The sequence below is a fragment of the Catenulispora sp. GAS73 genome (assembly GCF_041262085.1).
GTDB lineage: Bacteria > Actinomycetota > Actinomycetes > Streptomycetales > Catenulisporaceae > Catenulispora.
This window is the reverse complement of sequence record NZ_JBGCCM010000070.1, coordinates 1-26,262: the sequence shown is the minus strand read 5'-3', so window position 1 is coordinate 26,262 and position 26,262 is coordinate 1. Positions and strand designations below refer to the sequence as shown.

Below are 26,262 nucleotides of genomic sequence, written 5' to 3'. Positions count from 1 at the left end.
GGGGCCGACCTCCGGCATACTTCGGGTACAACGAGGCGAAATCCGTCGGCGTCGAAATTGTGGATCACATCGCGGACCCGGTCCTCGCCGGTGAACGTGACCTTGGCAATCTTCGCCACGGGCATCTTCTGCGCTGAGAGCAACACCATCTGCGCCCGACGCCAGGTCACCACCGACCCGGTGCCCCGCCGCACTATCCGCAGCAACCGACGGCTCTCGTCGTCATCGATCTCTCGAACCCGGACCCGCTCAGCTATCTGCCAAGTCTGATACACCCGCCCCATCGGCGGGACTCACCACACTGACGGGGCGAACGTTGCCTGATACGGCACTAGGTCGGGCACGGTGGGCGGTTGCACAGCCCTGGCAGGGTCGAGGGCGTGGTGGCCGGCCGCGTGCAGGGGCAGGAAGGCAAGGGCGCCCACGGGGCACCACCAAATACGGGGCCAAGGCTGGTTGTCGTGGGGGGCGTCGGTGTGGCCCAGGTGAGTCAGGACAGGTTCTGTGACGGTGTCCCAGAGCCAGGCCAAGGTGGCAAGGATTTCGCGTTGCGCGGCTTGCCTCGCCTCAGGGTCCGTTGCGGGGTCGATCGCAGTGGTGCGTGCGGCGTGCAGGCGGTTGGCATGGTCGTACGCAGCTTCGTGGGTCAGGCTGGTCAGTGCGATGGTGTGGACGGGCTCGGGGGTGTCGGTCAGGATTAGAGCATCGGCGCGGGTCGGACTGGTAGTGACGAACACGACGGGCCCGTCCTTGGCGTTGCGGGCCAGAGTGCTGATGGAGGGCGCACGGAAGAAGTCGGAGAATCCGGGTATCAAACGGATCTCATCGAGCAGCAGTTGCCAGGCCGTGTGGGCTTCGCTGCGTTGATCGGCTACGTTTTGGCTGGCCATTGAGGTCTGCTGGCTAGCATCGGGTGTAGCCGTGAGTGTTGGTGCCGCAGGGCCGGTGAGCTCGAGGTCATCGAGTCGGTTGCGCAGCTGTTCAAGCCGGTCGGCTAGGTCGGGGGCGTGTTCGCGCAGGCGAGTGTGGTCAGCGCCGCGCAGGCCGAGGATCTCAGCGGCCAAGACTCCTCGTGTGCGCTCGAGCAGTTCCACCGCCCGTGTCGGCTGGCCGGCGTTCAGCGCCGCGGCGGCGACCTCACCGGCCAGGTCGGCCAGTCGGCCGAGCTGATACGTGCGGTCTACCCGGGCCAGGCTACCTGGGGCCATCGTGTCCACCAGTTCGATGGCCGCCTCCACGAACCGCAACCCATCCTGGGGATCCTGCGTTTCAGCGGCGAGTTCAGCGAGCTGCCGATACGCAGCTATTCGGGCAAATGTCGATCCTTGGGGGCTGAAGGCCGCTTCCTGATACCCGCGCTGTGCTTCGGCTAGCACGTCCTGCTGCCCCGTACGTCTGAATAGCTGGTGAAGCGCCATCCCGAGGTTGTTCAGTCTCACGGCGCGGTCGGGGTGACCTTCGGGGGTGGCATCCACCGCTGCCCGACACACGCGTATCGCCTCGACCTGCACGGCCGAAAGCTTTGTGCGTTTGAAGAACTCCTGCAGCGCGGCCCCGAGGTTGTTCAGTCTCACGGCGCAGTCGGGGTGACCCTCAGGGGTGGCAGCTACCGCTGCCTGGCCTACTTGGACGGCTTCGGCCAGCGTATCCACCCGGCCGCTACGCCTGTAAAGCGCCTGCAACGCGGCCCCGAAGTTATTCAGGCGTCTGGCGCGCTCGGGGTGATCCTCGGGGGTAGCGGTAGTCGCGGCCCGGCATACTTCCACCGATTCAACCAGCACATCCAGCCGCCCAGTACGTTCAAACAACGCCTGGAGCACGATCCCAAGATTATTCATGTGCCCGGCATGGGCGGGATGGTCTCTGGGCGTGGCCTTCGTCGCTGATCGTCCCAAATCCACTGACTCAACCAACACATCCAGCTGCCCGGTATGTCTGAACAACGCCCACAGCGCTACCCCGAGGTTCGCCATATGGTCGGCACGGTCGGGGTGATCTTCGGGAGTGGCATCCACAGCCGCCCGGCCCGCCCCCACCGCCTCGATCAACACCTCTAGTTGGCCGACGCGGTCGAAAAGCACGCGCAAGGCGAGGCTAAGGTTGTTTAGAAGCCCGGCACGGCCGACGTGGTTCTCGGGGGCGGCGGCCACCGCAGCCTGACCCAGACTCACCGCCTCGACGAGCGCCTCTTGCTGCCCTGTGCGCTCGAACAGTGCCCGCATCGCGATACCAAGATTGTTCAGGTGCCCTGCACGATTGGGGTGATCCTCGGGGCTGGCGGCCAGCCCCATTCGCCCCACCTCTACAGTCTCGACCAACACATCCAGCTGCCCGTTTCGCTCGAACAGCGCCTGTAGCGCGATCCCAAGATTGTTCAGATGTCCAGCGTAGTAGGCGGCTTCCTCGGGAGTGGCAGCCACTGCGTCTCGACCTGTCTGCACCGCCTCGAACAGCACTTCTTGCTGGTCGGTTCGCTCATACAACGCCAACAAGACGGTCCCGAGGCTATCTAGGCACGCGGCACGGTCGGGGTGATCCTCAGGGGTGATCGCCAGCGCCGCTCGTCTCACCGTCACCGTCTCGACAAGCACTTCCTGCTGCCCAGTGCGCGAGTACAGCGTAGTCAGCGCTCGACCGAGGCTGCCAAGGACAGCGGCGCGGTCAGGGTGGTCTTCGGGGAGCGCAGCCACGGCCGACCGCCCCATCTGTACTGCCTCGACTAGCACGTCAAGCTGCCCTGTGCGCTCGAAAAGAGCCCGCAGCGCGCCGCTTAGGTTGTTCAAGTGCGTGGGCCGGTCGGGGTGATCTTCGGGCGTTGCGGCCACTGCAGCACGGCCTACGACTACGGACTGAGCGAGCACTTCTTGCGCCCCGGTGCGCCAGGACAGTGTTTGGAGCGTGCCGCTAAGGCTGCTCAAGGATCGGGCATAGTCGGGATGATCTTCAGGAGCGGCGGCCGCAGCGGCTCGGCCCACCTCCACCGCCTCGACCAGCACGTCCAGCTGCCCGGTCCGGTCGAACAGTGCCCGCAGTACTATCCCGAGGTTGGTCAGGTGCCCTACGCGGTAGGGGTGGTCCTCGGCCGTTGCGTCCACCGCCTGCCGGCACAGTGATGCCGCCTCGGCCAACATCTCCTGCTGCCCAGTACGGCGGGACAGCGCCGTAAGCGCGCCCGCAAGGTTGATCAGGACTGCAGCGCGGTCGGGGTGGTCCTCCGGGGCGGCGGCAACCGCTGCGCGCCCCACCGCCACGGCTTCGTTCAAAATCTCCTGCTGCCCCTTGGCATGAAAAAGCGACAGCAGCGCGCCGCCAAGGTTGTTCAGGCGCCCGGAGCGAATGGAGTGGTTTTCGGGGGTGGCGGCTACCGCCGCGCGCCCTACTTCTACCGCCTCAACCAGCACGTCTAGCTGTCCCGTTCGCCTGGACAGCATCTGCAGCGCGATCGCGAGGCTGCTCAGGCTGTCGGCACGGGCGGGATGGTCTTCAGGGGTAATGGTCACCGCCGCCCGTCTCACCTGCACTGTCTCAATCAGAGTTTCGAGCTCCCCAGTTCGCTCGGACAGCATCTGCAGCGCGATCCCGAGTTCGTTCAAGACAGCGGTGCGGTTGGGGTGGTCTTCGGCGGTGGCGGCCATCGCGGCCCGGCCAACCTGTACCGCCTCGACCAGCGTTTCCGATTGCCCGGTGTGCTCGAACAGCACGCGCAACGCCATCGCGAGGTCGTGCAGGACCATGTCGCGTCCGGGACGGTCGTCGGGGACGGCGGCCAGAACAGCACGAAATAGTGCGACGGCCTGCTCAAGCAGCTCGCTCTGTCCGGTGCGCTGGTAGGCAGCGAACGCGCTGATAGCCCGACGAGTCATCGACCCGGGCTCCGTGTCGGTATCCGAGTCGTCCACGGCCTGGCCGTCGAAAAAGCGGCGCGCTGCTTCCGGGACAGCAAACGGGCGTGCCGCATTGACAAAACGTAAAAACCTCAGGGCTGCGGTTAGATCCGCCTGGTCCAGGCCTTCCGGCAGCGCCTGGTAGCGCAGCCAGTGATACCAGCCCAGAGCGTGCGCGGCATCCAGATCGCTGTCAGCATCGGGTACCGCGGCGCGCACATCCTCGGCGGCGCGTGTCGCCTTCGAACCCAGAATCCTCTCAACATCTTGAAAGCTACGGACCAACTCATCGCGCAATGCGGCCAGCGTCGCCTGACGGTCCGACATGAAGCCCCCAGCTGATCGGCTGTACCGCAGAAACAAACCACAGCCACAGCAGAGGCACCTGCTGCGGCGCAGACGATACGCAGTGTACGAATCGTATCCGCGTGCAAGCCGACCGTCGCGGGCTTCATCCCATCCGGTCGTGACGAAACCGTGCCTGGGCTGCTCAAGACGGCGGCCAAGGCTCGCGGTTAGCAGGCTTGGAAAACCGCAGACGCAACACCTCACTCGTGTCCAGACCAAGCGGTCCGTGTCATCGGCCCGAAGCACATCACCGCAGCCGACGCGTGGGCGTGGGCCACACAGCTCCGCAGCCTCAGACCGACGCAACTCTTCAAGCACTTGAATCTGCTGTGAGGGATACACGCCGGTCTCGGCCGAATCTCTCGGAACCGTCAGACGGTTGGTGCGGCGGCGGATAATCAGCGGACACTCAGATCGGGCTATGAGATCACCCGTGTCATGAACGCCCGCCGTCTCGCCCTCTCGCCGCGGAGGATCTCGACGTCCGAGTTAGTCGCCGCGGCGGCGTGCCGGCGCGGGATAGTCCCGGCCGAGGTCTCGCACCCCGTCCCGGAGCGTCCGCACCGTGATGCTCACCGACGAGATCGTCCAGCAGTTGGAGACGCTCCGCCGCCGGTGAGACGTGGGTCGATACGGGGTTTGTGTTCACCCGGACGGACGGGACCTGCATACACCCTGCCTGGGCGCCGGCGTGGTTCAAGCAGCTGGCCCGAGAGGCCGGTCTGCCGCCGATCCGACAGCACGATCTACGCCATGGTGCCGCGTCCCTGATGCTGTCCGCCGGCGTGGACATCAAAGTCGTCGTCGACGTACTTGGCCATTCCAGCACCGGCATTACTCGTGATATCTACACCTCGGTGTTCGCCCCGCTCAAATGGCAGACGATCGATGCGGTGGCCGCGCTGCTGGCCGCTAACAGGCCAACAGCGCCGACAGGTCGAGCGCGGCGGCGCGGTGGCCGCGACGCCATGCCGAGCAACCGCGGCGGTGTGTACGGCCGGAGCCCCGCCACGGCTGCCGGGAAGGAGTATCACACACGAACGTCGAAGGCATAAGCGGCACTCAGCCGTGCTCTGGTCACGAGAGCCTGGAACAGCTGAGGCCTGGGAAGGCGCAGGTTGGAGGAGGTGTTTTGAGTCGTTCCCTGGTCCACACCCTGGTCCACCGACATCAACGCCCGATATACCCGAATCCTTCGAGCCGAAATCCGCTTGAATCAGGGCCGAGTCGAAGCCCTCTGACTTTCCGGACGGCGGCTGATCCTCAGCGGAACCTGGTCCAATCCTGGTCCACACCCCTGACGGATCGTCAAGAGGTTCAACCACTGCAAGATCTAGAATGCAAAATCCCAGCTCAGTGGCCTGAGCTGGGATATGCTACGGGTGCGCCGCCAGGGACTTGAACCCCGAACCCGCGGATTAAGAGAGGCTTGGACGAAGAGCGCTGGTCGCAGCTACGTCGATCGCCGGCGCTCTCTCTGGTGCGACACGGAAGGCAGCGACGGCACGAGGGTTTTCGAAGCCGTCCGCATCCTCGTCAACCAGACCTATAAAATGCAGGCCTGATCGCAGGGTTCTCTCTTCTCCGGTCCTCGTGACCCATTCCTACCGCCTTGGGGTGCCGTGTCCTCTCCGACTGACACATCGGGGTCTCGGCGTGGGTGGCGCAGATGGGTTGTCGTCGTCAGCCCGCTGTTCCTGATCGCCGTCGCTGTGCTCGCGCTGTTCGCTGATCTTCGCGTTGAGGATGCGACAGCCGGCGTCGGGTCGGCGCCGACCACGCCGCTGCAGTTTGGTGTCTATGTCAGTGCGGAGTCGGAGAAGTCGCTCGATGCGCTGCTAGGCGGCTTCGCGTCGGCGGGCTCGCCGTCGTGGCAGCTTCAGATCGAGGCCAATTACCGGGGACAGGACGGGCTAGAACTTCCGGGCGACAACGTACCAGGCGTTGCCCAAGCAGAGTTCTCATTCGGCCCGCCGCCGTCCGGTCTACTCGGCTACACCGCTATCGGGCTCACCGAGGACAGCATGGACGGAACACTGCCGAACGCCGTCGACATCGTCTTCATGTTTCCGGACGGGGCGCTCAGTGGACCGTCCGAAACGTGTGCCGAGTGGGACGTCGCGGGCACCAAATACAGCATCGCGGGCACGATTTTCGCGGGCGGGCACGGCTTTCCCGACATCCTGCTCTGCCATATCCCCGCGATCTCGGTGTTCACCTCGCTGAAGGTCACCGCATTCGGCATGGTGCCGGTCAAGTCGCTCGTACCGTCCTCGGTCGGAACCAGCGCCATCTCGGTCACCAATCCGCGGATTCTCGAGACAACGTCGTTCCAAGACCGCCCAGGAGCCATACCCAAAGGCCTTATGTATGGCCTCGGGCAGGAATACGAACTCTACCTCCAACCCCCGAGCGGCTCGAAGTTCACTGACATCGAGCCAGGATCGACCGGGATCGGACTGCGGTCCCGAGAGATACAGATGAGTCCCGGCGGATCAATGGCCGCAAGCATGGTCGATTCACGGCGTCACAATGTCATCGATATCCTTCAACAGGCGCTGCTCCTTCTCAGCGGTACGCTGTTCGGGCTCGTCCCCGCAGTACTCCCCTTTGCCGCTAAAGCACGCCGCGGACCACAGGACCCCGCCAAATGGCAGGATCCTGCTAAACAGCCGGCGCCGGCCATAGAATCCGACGCCGGCGAGTCGGGATGACGCCCTGATGTGGCGCCACGGGAGGGATGCCGGCGATGGCAAAGAGTTGCAGGCCACGGTCATAAGGGCGCGCCATCGGGGATGCGCGGCGCGGTGAGTCGTCAAGGGATGCGCCCCGGTCTGGGACGTCAGCGGCACCTTGTCCCTGGCGTTGGTCGCTTCGTATTGCAGAGGCTATCGACTACTGACTGGACTGGGACCTGCTGTGCACAGCGTCAGCAGGTCGCTGTGCGGTTGTCCACAATTATCTGGACCTCCGCGAGCTCAGCGAGGCGTCCTGCCGACTGGGCGCGGGCTCGAAGTCTGGGATTGCCTTGCGCAACGACCTGCCGTCGTCGGTGGTGGTGTGGACCCCGGAGCAGACTGCGACGTTCCTGAAGCGCGCCGCCCGGCTCGAGTTCTACGCGCTGTTCCTGCTGCTGGCGTTCACCGGGATGCGCCGCGGCGAGGCGGTCGGGCTGTGCTGGACGGACCTCGATGCTGAAGCAAGGACCGCGCAGATCCTGCGGCAGGTGGTTCAGATCGGCTGGGCTACTCAGGTTGAGGCTACTCCGGGCCTCCGACCGGGACTATGCGAGATGGCTACGTGGTTGACGAAGTTCCCGGCCTGGGGTCGCTGTGCGAGGACGGAACAGTTAGCGAATCCGTTGGTAGCGGAACCTGCTCCCATCACGACGGCATCGCTCTTTTGCGCTGATGCGCGATGACGTGCACCTGACTTCGATTCCTGACCTCAACGACTGGTAGCGGGCGTGGCCTACTCCCAATGGTCCTTGGTCTCATCGATATCGCTCATCTTATTTCTACATCATGTACCAAACCCAGGGGGCCTTAGCTTGCTCCAACGTGATTTCCAACGGCGGGGCAGTACCCTCAATAATTTTGTAAAACGGCCTCGACGGGACGTGTATCGAGAACTTGTAGACGCACCTGCCGTTATCGTCGAGATAGACGCTGGAGCTGTTCCCCAGCGCGACGATAGCGCCCGTTTGGTCTTCGATGGTGAGCGCTACAGACGTCGGGTCGCATTGCCAGCCCGGAGAGTGTGTGTTCATCCAGTAGGCGCCCACAGCCAAGTCGAACGAGTCATCACCCCCGCAGCCCGAGAGCGCTACTGACTTTGAATGCGTGATGTCGTCGCGGGTCAGGGCGGGTGGATGACCAGGCCGGTCTCGGCGAGGCAGCCGTCGACGAGCTCGGGCCGGTACTGGATCCGTTTGAGCGCGAAACGGACGGTGCTGGCCAGCTCGTCCAGGCCGACCGGGACCAGGTTGGCCAGCGGGCCCCGCTTGATCAGCGACCAGATACCCTCTGTGGGGTTGATCTCCGGGGCGTACTTGGGCAGCGCTATCAGAGTCAGCCAGGCGTGTTCGGCGGCGAATTCAGTGATCCCAGGCATCCAGTGGGTGCGTGCGTTGTCCCAGATCACGATCAGCGGGGCGCCGAGCTGCTGATGTGCGGCAGTCAGTAGGTCGCGGTAATCGGTCCAGCCGAAGCCCTTCTTCTCGTTCTTACGGCCGTGGTAGACCAGCAGGCGGTAGAACAGGCGCGAGCGGTGTCCGGGCCGGTAGCAGGTCAGGCCAGCGATGTTGACCCGGCCCGAGCCGCGCCCGCGGACCGTGACGATCGGCGTCTGCCCACGCCTGGCCCAGGTCTTGGCATGCGGCGGCCTCAAGACGCACCCAGACTCGTCCTCGAACAAGATCCATGCCCCTGAAGCCGCGGCTGCCTTTCCACGGCCGGCCACACCTCCTTCTTCCACAACTCGATGGCCGCTTCGTCCCGCTCGACGGCACGACGCGCCGGGGCCTGCCAGGACCAGCCGTTACGGCGCATCAACCCCCACACTCCGCGGATCGTGTACGACTTGTGGAACCGGCGACCGATGACCGTCTTGATCCTGGCCAGCGTCCAGCGCTGGTCGTCCCAGCCGTGTGTGGCCGGACCCTTGCGCAGCTCGTCCTCCAGGACCTGGAACTGCGCCGGGCTCAGCTTTGGCAGCGACGCCGGCCCCTTGGAGTACAAGCCCTGCTCGCCGTCGGCTTCCCAGGCCGCACGCCACCGCTCGATCGACCGCACCGAGACCCGCAGCGCCTTGGCCACGGCCTTGTTGCCATCACCGGCTTCGAAGAAGTCCATAGCCGACAGCCGGACCTGCTCGCGGAACTCGCGCTCTTTGGCGGTCAGACCCCCACCCTGCGGATACCTCACACCTACGACGTACCGCAGGGATCAAGACCTGTCAGTACACGACATCACGCATTCAAAATCAGTAGTGCCGCGCCGACTACCCCAGCCGCTATCGCGCAGACACTTCGTTTGAACATCCTGGCTCCCTCCCCATTATTTGATTTTCGGTGGCGATAGTGCCGTCCGACTAGCCGCAGTAGGTCTTCGTCGCTTGAGTCGCAATACTATTGGCCTGGTCGAGGAGTTTTTGCACCTGCGACTTGTAGTCTGCGGCCTTGCTGTTCCAGCCTGCCGTAACTTGACTGACCTTGTCCGTGACACCCTTCGCGGCGCCGTCAGTTGGGGGAGACGCGACCGTAAAACCAGGCACGGCCGCGCTGTCCTGCTGATAGCGCTTAAGTGCGCTGGACACATTGGCAACGGTGTCGGACAGTTGACCGACAGCCGTAGCGAGGTACGTCTGTTCGTTGCCGATGTAGTTCAGGTCGTTCTCGACGTAGGTCGCATCGTTCTGCGCATAGGTGGCGTCGTCGCAGGCGGCGTAACTCTCGGACTCGGTAGCCGCCTTCGCAACATAGTCCTGGCCTTCTTTGAAGTTCTTCTGTGCCTCGGCGAGGTCTGAATCGAACCCTGAGAAGTTGTAGCTCTTGGCCATCGCCGAGTTCGCCGCTTCGACAGCCGTAGCAAAGGCGTCGGCGTCGGTGCTGATTTGCTGCTCGGCCTTGTCTCTTGCTGCGGCGTCGGCGGCCTGCGATGCAGAGGCTTCGGAGGCGGAGGCTCGCGAGGCGGACGCGGACGCGGAGGCGGAAGCGTTGGACTGGGCCTGCCCCTGGAGCGCGGCAACGTCGTGGTTGTAGTCGGCGGCCGTACCGGGGTGGAACGTCAGGGTCTGGATGCTGCCCCCGGGCCAGGGGTAGCGCAGCGACATCGTTGCTCCGTCGAGGGTGCCGGAGATCGTCGTGGAGCCGCTGAGGATGTTGCCCAGGATCGTCAGGGTGATGGCGGTGCCATCGATGGTCCCTGTGAGCGATAGGTGCATCGGGGAGACCTGGGTCGCACTGCCGTCATTAATCCCCGCGCTGTCTTCGGTGCCTGTGAGGGTGTTCCCGGTGCGAGTAAGCGAGATGAAGATGACGCTGGTGTTATCGGCATAGATCCACGTTGGCGTGATACCGCTGGCGGTCCGCGCTGTCGCGGTGCTGTTGGAGCACGCGGCCGTACACGCGATAACCAGCGCCGCTATGGCATGAGCGACGACTCGTCGCATAGTGACCCCTCACCCGATGACCCCGCGACCGCGACGTTATCGGAGCGCAACGGCATGTGGGAAGCGGTCGCTTGTCGGGGGCGTGGTGGACGCGTCCAAGCACTCAAGGCGCCACGGCCCGGCCGCCCTGCCATTGGGTAAGCACGGCCTCGTTCCTGGTCTGCTCTCCGGTGTCTGCGTCGATGCCGAACCGCCCGAACACAGTCGTGATGTCGAGCGCTGCTACGGCCCGCCACAGGGTCGTCCGGCGCTGCCGCCATGGCTGCCTGAGCGATCACACCGGCCGCGTACGCCTGCACTGCCGGGTAGTCCGGCGCGCCGCCGTAGCAGGCATCCCACGCAGCTAGGAACGCCGCCTCATCCATCCCGGCGTTTACTAGCTGCACCGCACCCGGCGCCCACTGCCCCACACCGTAGACACCTTCGGTATCACATGCGTCCTGGGCGAACTGTTCCACCCCAGCGGCGACGCTGAACACGTGCCGGGGTGGGTTCGGCAAGGTGCGGGCAGCGTGCACGGTGGCCACGTCGTCCTTGTAGACGCCAGCGGAGAGCAGGTCCCGCAGGCCCGTAGGCGGTCGTTCGGGATCAAGCGGAGCAACAGGTAGCCCGACAGCCTGTGCGGCCTCTGCAGCTCCGGCCACGACGTCGCGGCCGAACACCCTGCGTTTGGTGGCGGTATACAGCGGCCCGCCGCCGAGTCTGCGGAGAACGCGCCGCACAACATCATTACCTTGGTGGGCGTGGACGTGTCTCCGTCGTCGGGTCGGTTTCACCCGTGGGAGCTGCTGATGTTCGAATTCTTTGAGGACGGTTCGTCCGGCTGGCCGTCTCGGGCGTGCGCATGACGACCCAGGACACGGTGAAGGCGACTGATGTCCGGGTGCGCAAGGGGCGTTGGATCTTCCGGGACATGCACCCGCGCGGCTGGTCCCTGATCACGTGCCGCAACCCAGAGCTGTACGCCGAGGGCCGGGTGCACATCGCCGTGAACAACCGAGGCACGTCGTGCGACGTCCTGCTGACCCCCGGCACGGACGTGCTGATTCGCAGCTATGCCGGTGGCGGGCTGACCGAAAATCTCTTCCTTGAAGGGGCTTCTAGAACTACATTCTTGACGTATCCCCTAGAAGATCTACCATGGAGGCATGACTAACACCGAGAGTCGGCTACTGCCGACAGGGACCTGCTGGTGTGGCTGCGGAGCCGAGGTCGGCATCGGATCTTTCTTCGCGCAAGGACACGACAAGATCGCTGAAGCCGCTCTTCTGGTGGCCCGGTACGACGGCCAAGTCGCCCGGCTCATCGCCCACCATGGGTTCGGCCCCGACAAGTCCGTTCGCAAGGCCGCACTCGAAAGCGGCAGCAAGTGGCAGCGGTGCCCGGTCCCAGGATGCAACTACGACGGCACACCTGCCAGCATCCGCACCCACCGCGCCAAGGCCCAGCACTAAGGACTGGTAACAAAGTGATCTGACAGTTGGCCGGACGTAATGACGTGCCAGTGCTCGGTGGCCGACCGGACTGGGCGGCGGAGGAGTCGTTGCGGGCTACTGTTCCGCAGCGAAGTCGGCCAGGAGTTCGGCGATCCGGCGTGGGGCGTTGGTTACCGCCGCGGAGTAGCGAGCCCGGTAGTACGGAAGCGCGAGCATCTCCATGGACAGGGCCCAGCCGCGAGCGCGTACCCACGCGTGCTCGTCGATCTCCAGTGCGTCGCGGAAGGCGCGCCGTGAGTCGCCGCTGAACAGGGACCAGGCGGCCAACAGGTCACCGGCGGGGTCGGCGGCACGCGCGGTGGCGAAGTCGATGACCGCGGTGAGCCGGCCGTCGGCTACCAGGACGTTGCCCGGTATGAGGTCGCCGTGGATCCACCGCGGCGGCCCATTCCATGGACCAACTGCGAGCGACGCCTCCCATGCAGCCAGGACCAGCCCATTGTCGAACTCGTCCTGGAGTTCCTCCAGCGCCGCGCGGAAGAGCTCGTCGCGCGGTGCCAGCGGCGTGCCACGGCTGAACGGATCGTCCGGCGGGACTGGGGCTACGGTCGCGTCGATTGCCTGCAGGCGGTGGACGAACTCGGCGAGGTCGCGTGCCGCGGCCAACGGATCGGCGAGCAGATCCAGTTGGAACGTTGCGCCTTCCAACCAGCAATGCGTGGTAGGCGGACGGCCAGGTCGCCGCCCACACGAAACCTCACATTGCCCGTACTCGAGGACGTGACCAGCCGACACCTCGGTGTTCGCGCCGCTCAAGTGGCAGGCGATCGACGCCGTGGCTGTGCTGCTGGCCGCCAACAAGCCGACAGTGCCAACCGCGCCCGCTCGACGGCAGGCCGACCCACCGCGTCCACCAACCGCGTCGGCGCGAACCGTCGCGGCCGTGCCACGACGGCCGGGAAGGAAAATCACACGTGATTGTCGAGGGTATGAGCGGCACCAGGCCGCGAGCTGGCCATCAGAGCAGGAGAAGGGTGAAGAGTGGGAAACCGCAGGTCGGAGTAGGTGTTTCGAGTCGTTCCCTGGTCCACACCCTGGTCCACCGACCTCGGCGCCCGAAATGCCCAAATCCCGCGGATCAGAATCCGCGGGAATCAGGGCAGAGTCGAAGCCCTCTGACTTCCCGAACGACGGCTGATCCTCATCGGAACCTGGTCCATTCCTGGTCCACGGCACTGACGATCCGTCAAGAGGTTCAACCTCTCCAAGATCAAAAACACAAAACCCCAGCTCACGGTTATGAACTGGGGCCTGCTACGGGTGCGCCGCCAGGGACTTGAACCCCGAACCCGCGGATTAAGAGAGGCTTGAGTGGAACCCGCTGGTAGGAGAAGTGCGTACACCCTTCGCAAGCCTCCCATTCGGCGGCGGTTGTTGCGTCCGGTCGCGATCTGACTGGCGCTTGCCAGTGAAGGGCGTGGACTCGGGATGGTGTGGCGGTGGACATATGCGGTGGCAGGTCCGCGTGGAGCTCGAACCCGAACACTCCTGCTTGTACGCGATTGGGCCCGATGGGTGGGCTGAGGCAAACGGCCTGTTCCTCCGGTGCCTCGGGATTGATGAGAAAGCGACATTGGAAGGAACCCTCTTACTTTCTGCTTGCCCGAATCGGGTCGCTTTGAGAAGCTTCCCATATGATGCATCGGCCGTTGGGCGGTAGCGGAATCACGGTCAGCGCGATGGGGATGGGCTGCTGGGCCGTTGGCGGCCCCTTCTGGACAGGCACGGTGCCGAACGGCTGGGGCAAGGTGGATGATGACGAATCAGTGCGCGTCATCCACCGGGCGCTCGAGCTCGGCGTAACCTTGTTCGACACAGCGGACGTCTACGGTGCCGGTCACGGCGAGCGCGTCCTGGGAAAAGCGCTACGTGGTCACCGTGACGCCGTCGTCGTAGCCACCAAATGGGGTAACCGGTTCGACGAGGACACCCGTCAAGTCCTCGGAACCGATGGCAGTCCCGGCTATATTCGCAGGGCCCTGACCGCCTCTCTCGCGCGGCTGGGCACCGATTACATCGACCTGTATCAACTGCACCTGAATGACTTGCCCGTCAAGCAGGCGATGGAGATGGTTGAGACGCTTGAGGAGCTGGTGGCGGAAGGGCTCATTCGAAGCTACGGCTGGAGCACCGACCACTCGGAGCGGGCCGCCGCATGGTCCGGCATCGGAGCCCACTACGCCGCCGTGCAGCATCCGCTTTCGGTGCTCCGAGACGCTCCGACGATGCTTGGAGTCTGTTCCAGGAGCGGTCTGGCCAGCCTCAATCGGGAGCCGCTGGCAATGGGTCTGCTGTCGGGCAAATACCGGCTCGACTCCGCGATCGCGGCGGATGACGTCCGCTCCGGCAACCACGACTGGCTGCCTTGGTTTCGCGACAGTCGGCCTGTCGCCCCGCACGTCGCCATGGTAGCCGAGCTGCACGACGTCCTTACGGCTGGCGGACGAAGCCTTGCTCAGGGGGCTCTGGCCTGGATCTGGGCACGAAGTCCGGCTACGGTTCCCATCCCCGGGTGCCGAACCATCAGCCAGATCGAGGACAATGCACGGGCCTTGGAATTCGGCGCCTTCGACGAGTGGGAGTTCGCCGAGGTACAAGCCGTCTACGAGGCCGGCTTGCCGGGCGCTCGCGACTGAGGCCTTGGCCCTACTCGGTTCAGTGCATGTGCGATTCGGCCAACGTCAGCCATTCTTCGGTCACAGCCGGTGTGAAATGTCTGATCGACCAGTCCGCCATACGCAGGCTCATGTGAGCCCAGTGCCTACGGAACTCATCCTCCACCATGACTTGGGTCATCATCGCGTCGAGATGGTCGATCACTTCCGATCCGACCTGAGCGACGCCCGGGATCCCTGAGGAACGGCTTACGCCGAACCGGAACGTCACCAGGTCGAAGAAGCGGCTTCCGCGGCACACTCCGCCCCAGTCGACGACGCCGGAGATGGATCCGTCGGCGACGAGGATGTTGCCGGCGTGAAAGTCGAAGTGGACGATGTCATCGCCGATCGTCGTAGGCGCGGTGTCCTTGCCTACCTCACGGATCCAGGAGAGTAGTCGGGCGGACCGCCGGCTATGCGCGCGAAGAGTGTCATGGCGGCAGAACGTCGTACCAGGCTCATCGAGGTGCAGGGCGGTGCCGGTCAGAGTAGGCAGTCCAGCCGCGGTGCCTCGTTGTGCATCGATCAGGGCCAGCATTCTCGTGACGATGTCCAGGTTCGGGTACTGGAGTATCCCGCCGGGTAGACACTCCTGTAGCACCACGACCGAAGTGCCGAGCTCGGCACATTTTCGGTACCGAGCCAGTGGATAGCCGCGCTTCGCAAGCACGTCGTGCACGGCCATGATCTGGCGGACACGGTCGGTGGAAGTCTCTAAGAGCCGAGTGAGGACGAATCTTCGCTCTTGGGAGTCTCTGACGTAGACCGCCCCCATCTGCCCGCCGTCGCAATATCCGTCGAATCGGAGGGTGAGGCCGCGGTCGTTCGCGAGTCGGCCCAGGATCTGGTCGGGATCTAGCCGCTGGGCACGCGGCCACGTTCTGGTCGTCACTTTTCGGACTTCCGGAGCAGGTATGGTCCCAAGGCCAAGGCCTCCAGCGGTGTGCTGAAGAAGGTGCGAAGCGCATCGATGGGGCTGTGCACGATCGGCTCAGCGAAGTCGTTGAACGATGTATTGAGCACAAGGCCCCAACCGGTCCGTTCACGCAAAGCTGCCAAGAGGCGTGGATACAGTTGTTCGGTGTCTGACCAGTCTGTGACACTCTGAGGTCTGCTGGTGCCGTCGACGTGTGCCACCGACGAGAACTCTGCTCGCAGCGCCGGATGCATCCGTTGTGCCTCGATCATGTACGGAGTGTCCGATCGGGGAAACAGACGAATCATCTCACTGTCGAGAACCGAAGGCCCGAGCGGACGCCACGCTTCCCGTCGTTTGATCTTGTTGTTCATCGTTGCCTTCATGGAGTCCAGATCGGGGCGGCCCAGGATCGACCGGTGCCCCAGCGCGCGGGGGCCGACCTCCGACCGTCCTTGGAACCAGGCGACTGTTCTGCCGTCGGCCAAGTAGTCGGCCACAGTTTCTGAAAGGTCCGTGGGCCGCTCGGCGGCGACGCCGTAGTAGTTGAGCAGCGTTGTCAGCTGATCATGGGACCAGCCGATACCGAGGTAAGGCGTGCTAATCCCGGTGACGGCTCCTCCTGACTCCCACGTTGCCAGGACTGCTGCGCCGAGAGCGCTTCCAGCGTCATGGGGCACCGGATTGAAATGCAAACGGGCGTCGGGGAACGTCGAGCGAAGTCGGCCGTTGAGCGAACAATTGAGGGCGACGCCGCCCGCGAAGACGAGCTGCACCCCTGGGAACCGGTGCATTGTGTTCCGAGCGAGTTCGACGATCACCCGCTCGAGGGCGAGCTGGACTGATGCGGCCAGGTCGGCGTGATGGCGCTCGAACGTGCTGTCCGGCCGCCCGCAGAGGAACTCGTCGGTCAGATGCTGGGCCCTGCGCTGCGGGCCGAAACGCTCGACCATGGCGTCGAGCCAGTCTTGGCGCATTTGACGGTGGGCATGCGTGGGATCATCATGTTCTCGCATGAGGTTCGCCCTTCCAGCGTCGACCCTGAGATCGTCGACGGAGAGCTCCGGAAAGGCATCGACTGCTTCGCCGTACGCGGCGAGCCCCATGGTCTTGCCCTGGCCGCCGCGCCGGAACCCACAGAACTCTGTGGCAGCCGCATAGAAAGTACCGAGTGAGGCGACGAGTGGCGATGACTCGATGAGCTCCGTGCCGCCGTTCCAGACACGGTACACCGACGTCGACGTGAGTTCGCCACGACCGTCCGCGACGATGCACATGGCGGGAGCCGAAACGTCTGCGTACAGAAAGGCCGCTGCCGCGTGGCAGGCATGGTGGTCGTACACACGCGTACGCTGTTCAAGACCTTCAAGTCGGCTCTCCGAGGAGATGCGTGTCGCGATAGACTGCATCTGGTGGTTCGACGGGTCTTTGGCGGGATTCCATGAGAGGCAGAGCGCGTCTATGTCCGCCACCGAGAGACCGGCATACTTCAAGCACGCGTGGATCGCGTTGACGGGAATCTCCCCGACGGCATCCTTCCGACGCGAGAGGCGCTCCTCCTCGGCCATGACCACGACGGTGCCGTCCACGACTATCGCGGCGGCGGCATCGTGTCCGAAACCGCCCGACACTCCCAGCGCGCGCATCCAGGCCGCCCCTACTCATTCACGTCAGTTAGTTGTTTTGCCGATCCGGCGACCCGTTCAGCGGGGCCACCGATCGGGTGGTGTTTGAGGGTCGCAGACGCCAGGCGCGCGAAACCGCCGACGAGACCTTCGGCGACCACGCTTTCGGGCGGAACCGTCGCGCCGGGTAGAAGCACGGCGCCGGAGACGACCGCGCCTCTTCCGATGGTCGCCTCGTGCCCTATCACCGCCGGTCCCATGACCCGCGTACCGGCAGCTATGGAGACGTCCCGCCCGATATGGACAGGTGGTTCGAGGTGCACCTGGCCCGCGATCCTGACACCCGCTTCGACGTAGACGCCGTTCTGCACCTGCTCGCCACGGAATTCCAGGCTTAGAAGACCCTGCGCGGCTTCGATGTTCCCCTTGTACAAGCCGCTGAAAACGCCGAAATCGCGCAGCGGGATGTGACCTGCGTCGAAGACACCGACGGTGTCGGGCTCATCAGCGAGTTTGCTCAATACGTCACGCGGAAAATCCTGTGGGTATTTGGGCGGACTGGCGAGCACGACCGGATCGACCACCCACACGTCGGTCGATCCGTGGCATAAGCCGTCGGGCCGGTGCCGGGGCAGGTACCGATAGGCCGAAGCGTACGGTCCGTCAGTTTCGACGACGTCGCCCGACCATGTTGCTCCGTCCACCGAGTGAACCGCGAGCGTCACAGCGGCCGGATATCGATGGTGGTGTTCCATGAGGGCGACCACGTCTACAGCACTGATCTTATCCGCGGGAACGACCAGCGCTGGCGCGCCGTCGAAGAAGTCACGATTACATGTGAGAGCGCCGGCGGTGCCCGCCGACCTGTCGTCCCGCAGCCAATGGAGGCGACAACCGAGCGTCTCCGCCTGCCATGGGAACGATCGCAGCAGGGCGGCGTCGCTGCCGGCGGCGACGCCGATATCTCGGACTCCGACCTTCGCTAGACCAACGATGACATGGCGGAGGACCGGGTAGTTGAGCACGGGCACCATCGGCTTGGGTAGGTGGGTGCTCAGCGGTTTTAGCCGCGAGCCGAATCCACCCGCGAGGATTACTGCCTTCATCGTCTCCCCGCCGCTTCAGCGTCACTGGAGTCAGGATCACGCGAGCCGATGTCGCTGACGAAGGCCCCGACCGGCGTATATTCGAACCTTGTGAAGCAGAGCCAGGGCTTTCCGGTGATGATCCCGCCGCAGACCACTCCGAGGTCATAGGACCAGTCGAACACCACCGAAAAGAGATCGGCGATCGAGTAACGCCAGTCGGCCCGCCGCTCACGCCGCTTCCGAACCTCTACCAAATAGACCGCGAGGAGCGTGAGGGCGGAGAGCAATATGCCCGCCACCAACCACCGGGATCTGCCGATGACGGCCCCCAGCGCGAAGGCTGCCGGAGCCAGGATCGCCGGATTCGCGCAGACACGTCGCGACCGGGGATACCGATCGCACAGCCAGGTGTCTGCGATTCCATAGCGGAACAGCTTTCTCGCGGAACCTCGCAGCGGTGCTCTATCGGGACGGCTGTGCAGGACCTCGGCCTTCGCGCAGGCTCGAATCGCCTGTCCCAGCCGCGCCGCCCTCAGACCGAAGTCAACATCCTCGCCACCTACGACGGTCAACGGTTTCTCATCAAATCCCCCCATTTCCAGGAACGCATGCTTCCTGACCGAGAGATTCGACGTGGTCGCCCAAAGCATCTCGTCATAGATGCGGGGACCGCTGAACATTTCGTAAACCATCGAACGTTCCACGACCTTCGCGCCGAAGTTCGCCTTGCCGTGGAAGAGGGTCGTTCCGGCTACTCCGATGAATCGCTGGTCCAAGGACTCGTGTGCTGCGAGATGGTGCGCGAGGAGATCCGGTGTCGCCACGCAGTCGGAGTCGACGAAGAGTACGACCTCATTGGCGGCTTGGGAAGCACCGAGGTTCCGCTTGGCCCCCACGTTGCGAGGCCCGCCGACATATCGTGCGTCGAATGCCGAGCAATGGGCCCTTATCCGCTCGGCCTCCCGCGGATCGGAGTCGTCGACGACGAAGATCTCCGCGTAGACCGACCCTTCGGCCGCTGCGGCGAGGCTACGCAACAGCCGCTCTACCGACTCGGGGTTGCCCCGCGTCGGTATGACGACTGAGATGGCCGATCGTTGCCCACGGTGTGTCTGCAGTTCTGTCGACAGCCTCATTCGCAACCGCCCGCGACCTTGCCCGCCAGCGCCAGGAAGTCATGTGACCAGTCATGGATAGGGTCCGCGATCCGCTTCTCTCGGAGAACGTCCACGACAAGGCCCTCCTGCTTCGTCAAGGATGTGCTGTCAGCCCGCCAGAGGTCGAGCAGGTGGCTTCGTTCTCCGCCGAGACTCTCCCAGCACAGCAACGGGTAGTCCGACAAGCCCCAGGGGATGTTCAGCAGCTCGCACTGTCGGCGGAAGTAACCGGCCAGAGACCGCATCTCCTCGTGGGACAGTGTCTTGGTCCTGAAGTACTCGGCAGGCTCCCAGAAGTTGAGATGCTGTGTCTCCTGCCAGCGCTCGTTCAGGATCTCGATGCCGAACCGCGCGGCGTCCCGATGGAACATGGAATTCGGAGTCAGGAAGAACGGGCCGCCGCCGACGGAGTCGAAGGTGCAGGCCTGAATGCCCGTAAGCGTCTCGTCGACTGTTTGCCGGGTCTCGCCAGGCAGGCCGATGATGAAGTTGGCATGTACGTAGATGCCTTGCTCATGGAGGATTCGGACGGCTTCGCCGACCTTGTCGTGCCGCTTCTGGTGTGCCTTTCCGGTGATCACCTCGGCGGCCAGACTCTCGATGCCCATGAAGACTGCGGTGCACCCGGCATCGGCGAGCAGTTGTGCCAATCGCGGAGTGACGTCGCTGGGGTAGACGAAGGCTCCCCACGAAATGGACAGCTGGCGGTCGGCTAGCTGACGCAGCATCTCCACGAGCGGCGGTCCGAGACTGGACAGACTCGAGTCGACGAACCGCGCCCGTGTATAGCCTTCATCCGCTGCTCGCGTGAGACGGTCGACGACAGTGAATCCCTGGTCTGTGAGCAGGCCTGGGCGCAGCACCGGGTCGGTGCAGAACGGGCACCTGTGCCGACATCCCCGCGAGAACTCAACCGGGAGCACGCCGAAATACCTCGACCGATCCCAGAGGTCGTATGCGGGCATCAGCGTGTCGAAGTCCCGGCCGGACGCCGTGACCATGATAGGAGAACCCGGTCGACGGAAGCCGAGCTCGACGAGGCAGCGCTCGGTCTCGGCCAGCGCGTCACCGATGCAGATCACATCGAACTCCTGCGTGATATCCAATATCTTCGCGCCCAGAAGTGTCACATGAGGCCCGCCGACCACGACGGTCGCCTCCGGGTTGTGGAGATGAATGTCGGCGGCGAGCTCGATGACCTTCGAGAAGTCATCGATATACCCGGTGAGAAGAAAGATATCGGCCGCTTGGAGCAGTTCGGCCGGATCGGGTCTGTCACGCGCGGCGTCCCACAGGAAGACGTCCCATCCTACCTGCCTGAAATGCCCGGCGACCACCGCCGAACCGAGGTTGACGTAGAAGGCGCTTAAAGCCCTTGATGGTTCGGGCCTGATGATGACTGTTGTCGCACTGTCAGACATGCGAGCCCCTCACTCATCGCATCCGAGAGTTGAGCGATGCAGACTGCGGTGTATCAGTCGAGCATGATGCGAGCGTAGCCGTCTTGTAGCATAGCGCAAGTAGGGATTTTAGGTGGCCGGCCGGATCAATCACTGTTCACGGGCGGAGTTTCGCGATGAATCGCCGACAGCCCCGGGCCCCTTGTGTCAAATGGTGGAGCAACCGCTTGGCAATGACATTGGACAATAGCCGGAACCGATGCCAGTGGCCGTATTCCAAGGCGTAACAGGCAGCGAGGACTTCGCGCAGCGAGAACACCCGATTGGCGCCGGGCAGCAGGATCACCCGCCATGCTGCGCCGGTGGAACCGACGGCGGTTGCCAGCTGGAAGTGGCGGCGGTAGGCACTCTCCAATTCGGCTTCCGACAGGTGCGGGCCGTAGCCGTCGCGCAGCATGCGGTGCGAGTACGCGATAGCCGCGATCATGCTTCCTGCCTGTTCGAACCATTGCCGGGAGGTGTCAGCGTCGTCGGTGTTGCGCCTAACCCCTCGTGCGGTGGCGGAAAGGCTTGTTTGCAAATCGTAGTGCCGGCGATAGGTGTGGACCCCTTTTGTCTGGTCGGGGCTCCCGAGCCGTTCGGCCGCCTTGCGGGCTAAGCGCCGGCCCAGAGGTCTGAGCTCGGGGGTTAAGCCCATGTGTTCCACCACGCGAGCCTGGGTCTCGGCCAGGGGCCAGGCTTCATCGACCTGGCCTTGAGCCTCCAGGCGCCGACGATGGTGACTGAGCCACAAGTACGCCGGAACAAGCCGCCCTTGCACCCATAAGGCGGCGCCTATCCGCTCTAGGCGTGTCGCTTCTGAGACCCCCGGTGGCAGAGGCCCGTGGTACCACATACGTCGCAGTTGATTCCATCGCCCCTGTTCCCACATTAGCTCGGATCGAGCCATCCACAGGTCTTTCGGGTCTGCCGCGGGGTTGCTCAGCGCGAGCATGCGGTCGATCTCGGCGGGGATGCCGAGTTCGCGGTAGAGGGCGAGAGTCGCTGCCGTCTTCTCGTCATCGCTCGTGGCGACGGTGATCTGCTTGAGTCCGCGGGCCGCACTGTCAGTGGTGTACGGCATCCGCCAGTGGCCAGCCAAGGCCTGCAGTAGCGTGCCGGTTGGACCGCAGTAATGCCGGACCTCGGCTCCGGCGGCGCGCATGTAGCGGGCCAAGGGGGGCTCGTCTTGGGCGTCGGGGTGGAGTTCGTGCCACGAACATTTCTCGCTGTGCCAGATCCAGTAGACGCGGTGTCCGTCCAACGAGCCTGGCTGCAGCGTGCTGAAGGTGACGTCGACGTCGAAGAAGTCGCTGCCGCTGTAGCCGAAGAGTACCGTCGCTGCCGCATTGGTCACCCGGTCTAGCATTCGCGTGGCCAAGTCCGTGCTGAATCCTCCTTCGATCCGGGCCAGAGTGGCGCCCAGCGTTGCCGCCGTGGTCGTGGCATCCAGCCGTTCGTGAAAGTGGATCAGGGCATCCGCGGCCGGAGGAGCGGCGCCCGACGATGCTTGGGCTCTTTCGATGCAGATGTCGAAGTTGGCGGTGATATGGCGACCGCCAGCAGCGATATGGCAGGCGAAGAACTCATGGTAGGCATTGGGTGCCGCGGTGCGAACGTCATCGAGCACGCCGTGGGCGCGTGTTCCGTAGTACCGCTCAGCGACGCCGAGCACGGTCTCCAGCCTGGGGAGCCGGGCGGTCGGCGAGACCGCCTGAACAGGGCATAGAGCGCTGGTGAGCCAATAGGCACGGGTGTGATAGCCCAAGACGATGGCCAGAGCATCGGATTGAAAGAACGACCGGAACAGCCTTTCCGTTAGCTCCCATCCGGTGGGCAACGAGCTGGGGCCTGGCACTGAGATGCCAGCACCGGTCCACAACAGAACCCTGTTAGGGGTTAGGGAGCCGAGTTCGGCGGCGACCGCGGCCAGCGTCGGTGTGGTGGCGTGACTGGCGGGTACCCGATGTCGCAGGGCCTTGAGCCGGCGCGGTATCACATGCATCGTCGATCCCCCTTCGAACGAAGCGGTTTGAAACGACATCGCCTTGGCCGCAGACGTAGTTACGGCTTAGCGCGCTTACAACAGATCGGACCAGCCCCGAGCCTGTAGGGCTTCCACGACTTGTCTGAGCTGCTGGGCGTGGTGGCGGTCGGCGACCAGCAAGACGTCGTCGCAGTCGACGATCACCAGGTCTTTCACGCCGAGCAGGACATAGCGACGCTTTCCCGCGCTGGCAGCCACATAGCAGTCGGCGTCCTGCTGATACAACCGGTCGGCGAGGTACGGGCCGTTCGGCCGCTCGGCCATGGCATCCCAACTGCCGACATCGGTCCAGGTGAAGGCGGCTGGCACCGCCATCAGCGCGCCATCGGCGGCGGCCGGCTCCAGCACAGCGCGTTCAACCGCTCTTGCTCTGATCTTGGACCATGCAGTGGATCCGGGCCGGGAGGGCGAGACCGTCAAGGCCGTGGCGACGCCACTGGAAATATCGGGGGCGTGTCGCTCCAGCAACTCCAGGAAGCGATCACTGTGAAAACTCATGATCGCCGTGTTCCACAGATAGTTGCCATCTCGCAGGTAGTCGCCTGCTGTTCGCAGGTCCGGCTTCTCTGTGAAGCTTAGGACGGGGCGCGGGTCATGGTGTCGGCGGTCCGGTTGCTGCGGAGCATGGATATATCCGAAACCCGTGGCCGGGGCATCGGGAACCACTGCCAGGCACACCAGGTGGCCCTGCGCCGCGCAGTGCAAGGCGCGGCCGATGGACTCGGTCCAACCGTCGCTGCCAACCAGATGGTCACTAGGCATTGTGACCATCGGCGCGCTCGGTTCGCGACGCTGTACGTAAAGCGCGGCTGCCGCGATCGCGGCGGTGGTATCACGAGGCTGAGGTTCCACCAGAATCCGTCGCACACCCTGTTCTTCGGCGATCGCGGTGGTCGCTCGGGCATGAGACGTGCCGGTGACGATCACCACGCGGTCAGGGACAGTGATCATCAGAGCCTTGTCGAGTGCTTCGGCGAGCAAGGGGCGGCCGGTGCCAACGTCGGCCAGAAACTTTGGGCGGTTCCGGCGGCTCAGCGGCCACAAGCGGGTACCGCTACCACCCGCGAGGACAGCTACATACGGCGTGCTCATCGAGAACTCGGCTTGTCTGTGATCAAGACCACGGCGGGCAGTGCGCCCCGCAGCACTCGGGACAAGCGCGCGAATGTCGCGTCGGAGTCCATACAGGCCAGCGGCCACTGCTCGACGTGCGGCACGCCACAGGCTGAGATCAACCGGTGGAAGTCGACATCTGGAACGGGCTGCCCACCGGTCTGGGCCTGCACACCGTTGGCCAGGACCACAGCCAGCACCGGCAGCTGGGCAGCCGCCGCTTCGATCAGCGGCTGGATGCCGGTGTGCAGCAGTCCGAAATCACCGATCACGCCAATTGCACGACGCCGGGTCCGCGCCACGCCATTGGCCACGCCGATGGCTGAACCGAGCGCCAGCGCCACCTCGGCACCGTTGTGCGGCGGATAGCACAACCGCACCGAGGAGCCGACGTCGGTGGCGACGAACACGCCGGTATCGTGCAGGCGAGCGACCGCTCTGAAGACGGTGTCATAGCGGCCGGGAGGCGGTGAACCCGTCTTGCTCTCTTGATCACGCCATGCCGTAGGGGACGGCCCGATGAGGCCCTTGGCGACGATCTCCGACGTCAGCGATCCGTCCGGTGGCAGGTGGTGGGACAGGCGTCCCTGCAGCCGGGACGGCTGCTGAGCGCGGATCCGGAGTGCTTCCTCCGTCACCGACGCCGACTCCTCGACAACCATGGTCGAGGGATGCCGGTCGGCGAAAGCGACCACGTCGTCGGTGACAGGCCAGCTCGCGCGGACCACCATGCGGCACCTGTCGTCGTCCGGCAGATACCGCGCTGCGGCACCGACGGCGATCATCGCCGTCTGCGAACAGTCCTTGCACACCTCATCAGACAGGTCCTTTTCAGCGATGACCTCCAGGACCGTCGGCAGCGTCACCAACCGGTGGTGCTGTACCCGGCCCATCTTGGTCAGGCCATGAGCCACATGCGCATCGATGCGCGGCGTCGAACGCCGAGGAAACGGGCCACGCAGGAGGTCCACACGATCCCGACTCCGATCGCAGCCCAGATGCATGGCGGGCGTCACCCGGATCAGGACCGGGATACGGCAACGCTCCGACGCCTCGATCGCCGCCTCGACCACCCTGCGGGTGTCCCCGAGGAACGTCGGTTCGAACACCGGGATGCGGGCCGTCTGCGCCAGGCTCCGGCTGTCCTGCACCGACGTCGAGGACTCGGCGCCCGGGTCGTCGCCGACGACGACCACGAGCGCAGCTCCCGTTCCATGTAGAGACGCGTTGAGCAGAGAGTCGAGAGCGACACTCAAACCGTTGTGCTTGATCACCACGCACGACCGACGACCTGCCGCGGACATGCCGACGGCCGACTCGACCGCACTCTTCTCGTTCAGCGCCCACGCGAACGAATCAGCTTCCGTGGCCAAAGTCTCTGCCAGATGGCTGATCGGGCTGCCGACAACCGCCGCAACGTGCGACAAGTCGGCGAGCAGCGCCTGCGCGACGTGGGTACAGCACTCCATCGGGCCGACACTTTCCACCATCATGACCTCCCCATCGTCGGGTATTCGTCAGATCGACGATAAGTCATGAGGGGCATTATCGTCAAATAGACGATAATGGTAGCGATCTCACATCACGTTGATCCTTAAGGAGCAGGCGGCACGTACCAAACCGGCATAATCGCGGACCCATCAACTGCGGGACCACGACGCCGACCTCGGCGCTCAGATCGTGCGCTGCGGCGCGTTGACCAGATCCGGGGATCCGGCATCGACGCCGATCCCCGGATCAGCGTCCGAGGACGCGGACGAGAAGTCAGTGACGGGCGTTTGCCGCCAGAGTGCTGGACGGCATGGCCTCTTCCCGCCCTATCAAGATGCAAAACCGCAGCCGGCCCCGAGACGGAGGAGATCATCCAGGCGGCGCTGGCCCCGTTCAGCATCGGGTTCGGCGACCTGGCCGATCGCGGTCCCACGGTGTACTCGGTGGCGTTCCTGCAGCTGTACAACCAGATGGGTGAAGGCGCGGTAGTGCGTCGCTGTGAGAACGAGACCTGCCGTCGGAACTTCGTCCGCCAGCGCGGCCGGGCTGAGTACGGGCAGTACCGCACGAGCGGCGTGAAGTACTGTTGCCGCGAGTGCGCCCGCGCACAGACCCAACGCGCGCTGCGGCGCCGGCACCGGGCTGAGGCCGGCAACAGCTGAGTTACAACGCTCATGCTGCCCGCATCAGCATTGATCGAAGAACTGCTCGGCCCACCGACGGATGCGGTCCAGACTCTGAGCTTGTTCTTTAACCTCGGCATGATCATTTCATGTCGGGGTTTCTCATTGCCCTGACAAGGCGGCGGCCTTGCCGTGATGCTGTGTGTT

20 protein-coding genes and 2 pseudogenes are annotated in these 26,262 nt (G+C 64.4%); 8 read left to right on the top strand and 14 right to left on the bottom strand.

All coding sequences use genetic code 11. The features are described from left to right. A pseudogene (locus ABH935_RS49765) lies at positions 1-257 on the bottom strand (helix-turn-helix domain-containing protein); the annotation flags it as partial. Between the two features lie 36 nt (positions 258-293). Further along, positions 294-4,211 (bottom strand): hypothetical protein, encoded by a 3,918-nt coding sequence (locus ABH935_RS49760; RefSeq protein ID WP_370385032.1) that lies wholly within the window; start codon positions 4,209-4,211, stop codon positions 294-296. Between the two features lie 662 nt (positions 4,212-4,873). On the opposite strand from ABH935_RS49760, the gene ABH935_RS49755 reads away from it, so the two are divergent. From ABH935_RS49755 to ABH935_RS49745, 3 genes are all read left to right on the top strand, one after another. Beyond that, positions 4,874-5,287 (top strand): tyrosine-type recombinase/integrase, encoded by a 414-nt coding sequence (locus ABH935_RS49755; protein ID WP_370385031.1) that lies wholly within the window; start codon positions 4,874-4,876, stop codon positions 5,285-5,287. Between the two features lie 657 nt (positions 5,288-5,944). Next, entirely contained in the window at positions 5,945-6,946 is a 1,002-nt protein-coding gene (locus ABH935_RS49750) for a hypothetical protein (protein ID WP_370385030.1), read from the top strand. A 314-nt stretch (positions 6,947-7,260) separates the two neighbouring features. After that, positions 7,261-7,653 (top strand): hypothetical protein, encoded by a 393-nt coding sequence (locus ABH935_RS49745; protein ID WP_370385029.1) that lies wholly within the window; start codon positions 7,261-7,263, stop codon positions 7,651-7,653. A gap of 437 nt (positions 7,654-8,090) precedes the next feature. Here ABH935_RS49745 and ABH935_RS49740 read toward each other — a convergent pair whose 3' ends face one another. The 3 genes from ABH935_RS49740 to ABH935_RS49730 all read right to left on the bottom strand — a co-directional run bounded on the left by ABH935_RS49740 (position 8,091) and on the right by ABH935_RS49730 (position 10,403). Then, a complete protein-coding gene (locus tag ABH935_RS49740) occupies positions 8,091-8,621 on the bottom strand; it encodes a transposase (protein WP_370385028.1) in 531 nt (176 codons plus the stop codon). Beyond that, complete coding sequence (locus ABH935_RS49735) at positions 8,618-9,157, bottom strand: winged helix-turn-helix domain-containing protein (protein ID WP_370385027.1); 540 nt, start codon at positions 9,155-9,157, stop codon at positions 8,618-8,620. Before ABH935_RS49735 ends, ABH935_RS49740 begins: the two co-directional genes overlap by 4 nt. Before the next feature lie 166 nt (positions 9,158-9,323). Next, positions 9,324-10,403, bottom strand: a complete 1,080-nt coding sequence (locus ABH935_RS49730; protein ID WP_370385026.1) for a hypothetical protein — start codon at positions 10,401-10,403, stop codon at positions 9,324-9,326. An 844-nt stretch (positions 10,404-11,247) separates the two neighbouring features. On the opposite strand from ABH935_RS49730, the gene ABH935_RS49725 reads away from it, so the two are divergent. Together ABH935_RS49725 and ABH935_RS49720 are read left to right on the top strand one after the other, a co-directional pair. Beyond that, positions 11,248-11,559 (top strand): hypothetical protein, encoded by a 312-nt coding sequence (locus tag ABH935_RS49725; RefSeq protein ID WP_370385025.1) that lies wholly within the window; start codon positions 11,248-11,250, stop codon positions 11,557-11,559. Continuing rightward, on the top strand, positions 11,552-11,857 hold the full coding sequence (locus tag ABH935_RS49720; RefSeq protein ID WP_370385024.1) for a hypothetical protein: 306 nt from the start codon (positions 11,552-11,554) through the stop codon (positions 11,855-11,857). The genes ABH935_RS49725 and ABH935_RS49720 overlap by 8 nt, the downstream gene beginning before the upstream one ends. Positions 11,858-11,953: 96 nt before the next feature. Here ABH935_RS49720 and ABH935_RS49715 read toward each other — a convergent pair whose 3' ends face one another. Then, on the bottom strand, positions 11,954-12,547 hold the full coding sequence (locus ABH935_RS49715; protein ID WP_370385023.1) for a phosphotransferase: 594 nt from the start codon (positions 12,545-12,547) through the stop codon (positions 11,954-11,956). Between the two features lie 986 nt (positions 12,548-13,533). Here ABH935_RS49715 and ABH935_RS49710 point away from each other — a divergent pair. Continuing rightward, the gene (locus ABH935_RS49710; protein ID WP_370385022.1) at positions 13,534-14,535 is read left to right on the top strand and encodes an aldo/keto reductase; all 1,002 of its coding nucleotides are present in this window, start codon (positions 13,534-13,536) and stop codon (positions 14,533-14,535) included. 19 nt (positions 14,536-14,554) lie between these two features. On the opposite strand, the gene ABH935_RS49705 is transcribed toward ABH935_RS49710, so the two are convergent. The 8 genes from ABH935_RS49705 to ABH935_RS49670 form a co-directional block, all read right to left on the bottom strand. After that, a complete protein-coding gene (locus ABH935_RS49705) occupies positions 14,555-15,331 on the bottom strand; it encodes a phosphotransferase (protein ID WP_370385033.1) in 777 nt (258 codons plus the stop codon). 113 nt (positions 15,332-15,444) lie between these two features. Continuing rightward, positions 15,445-17,118, bottom strand: a complete 1,674-nt coding sequence (locus tag ABH935_RS49700) for a carbamoyltransferase (protein WP_370385021.1) — start codon at positions 17,116-17,118, stop codon at positions 15,445-15,447. 11 nt (positions 17,119-17,129) lie between these two features. After that, a complete protein-coding gene (locus ABH935_RS49695; RefSeq protein WP_370385020.1) occupies positions 17,130-18,203 on the bottom strand; it encodes a sugar phosphate nucleotidyltransferase in 1,074 nt (357 codons plus the stop codon). Then, positions 18,200-19,321: a glycosyltransferase family 2 protein gene (locus ABH935_RS49690; protein ID WP_370385019.1), complete on the bottom strand. Its 1,122-nt coding sequence runs from the start codon at positions 19,319-19,321 to the stop codon at positions 18,200-18,202. Before ABH935_RS49690 ends, ABH935_RS49695 begins: the two co-directional genes overlap by 4 nt. Next, the gene (locus ABH935_RS49685; RefSeq protein WP_370385018.1) at positions 19,318-20,763 is read right to left on the bottom strand and encodes a radical SAM protein; all 1,446 of its coding nucleotides are present in this window, start codon (positions 20,761-20,763) and stop codon (positions 19,318-19,320) included. The genes ABH935_RS49690 and ABH935_RS49685 overlap by 4 nt, the downstream gene beginning before the upstream one ends. A 136-nt stretch (positions 20,764-20,899) precedes the next feature. Further along, the gene (locus ABH935_RS49680) at positions 20,900-22,786 is read right to left on the bottom strand and encodes a hypothetical protein (RefSeq protein ID WP_370385017.1); all 1,887 of its coding nucleotides are present in this window, start codon (positions 22,784-22,786) and stop codon (positions 20,900-20,902) included. A gap of 75 nt (positions 22,787-22,861) precedes the next feature. Then, the gene (locus tag ABH935_RS49675) at positions 22,862-23,920 is read right to left on the bottom strand and encodes a mannose-1-phosphate guanylyltransferase (RefSeq protein ID WP_370385016.1); all 1,059 of its coding nucleotides are present in this window, start codon (positions 23,918-23,920) and stop codon (positions 22,862-22,864) included. Further along, on the bottom strand, positions 23,917-25,014 hold the full coding sequence (locus tag ABH935_RS49670) for a thiamine pyrophosphate-dependent enzyme (protein ID WP_370385015.1): 1,098 nt from the start codon (positions 25,012-25,014) through the stop codon (positions 23,917-23,919). Before ABH935_RS49670 ends, ABH935_RS49675 begins: the two co-directional genes overlap by 4 nt. Before the next feature lie 193 nt (positions 25,015-25,207). On the opposite strand from ABH935_RS49670, the gene ABH935_RS49665 reads away from it, so the two are divergent. Then, the gene (locus ABH935_RS49665) at positions 25,208-25,480 is read left to right on the top strand and encodes a hypothetical protein (RefSeq protein ID WP_370385014.1); all 273 of its coding nucleotides are present in this window, start codon (positions 25,208-25,210) and stop codon (positions 25,478-25,480) included. 314 nt (positions 25,481-25,794) lie between these two features. Further along, a pseudogene (locus ABH935_RS49660) lies at positions 25,795-26,094 on the top strand (hypothetical protein); the annotation flags it as partial. Between the last annotated feature and the right edge of the window lie 168 nt (positions 26,095-26,262).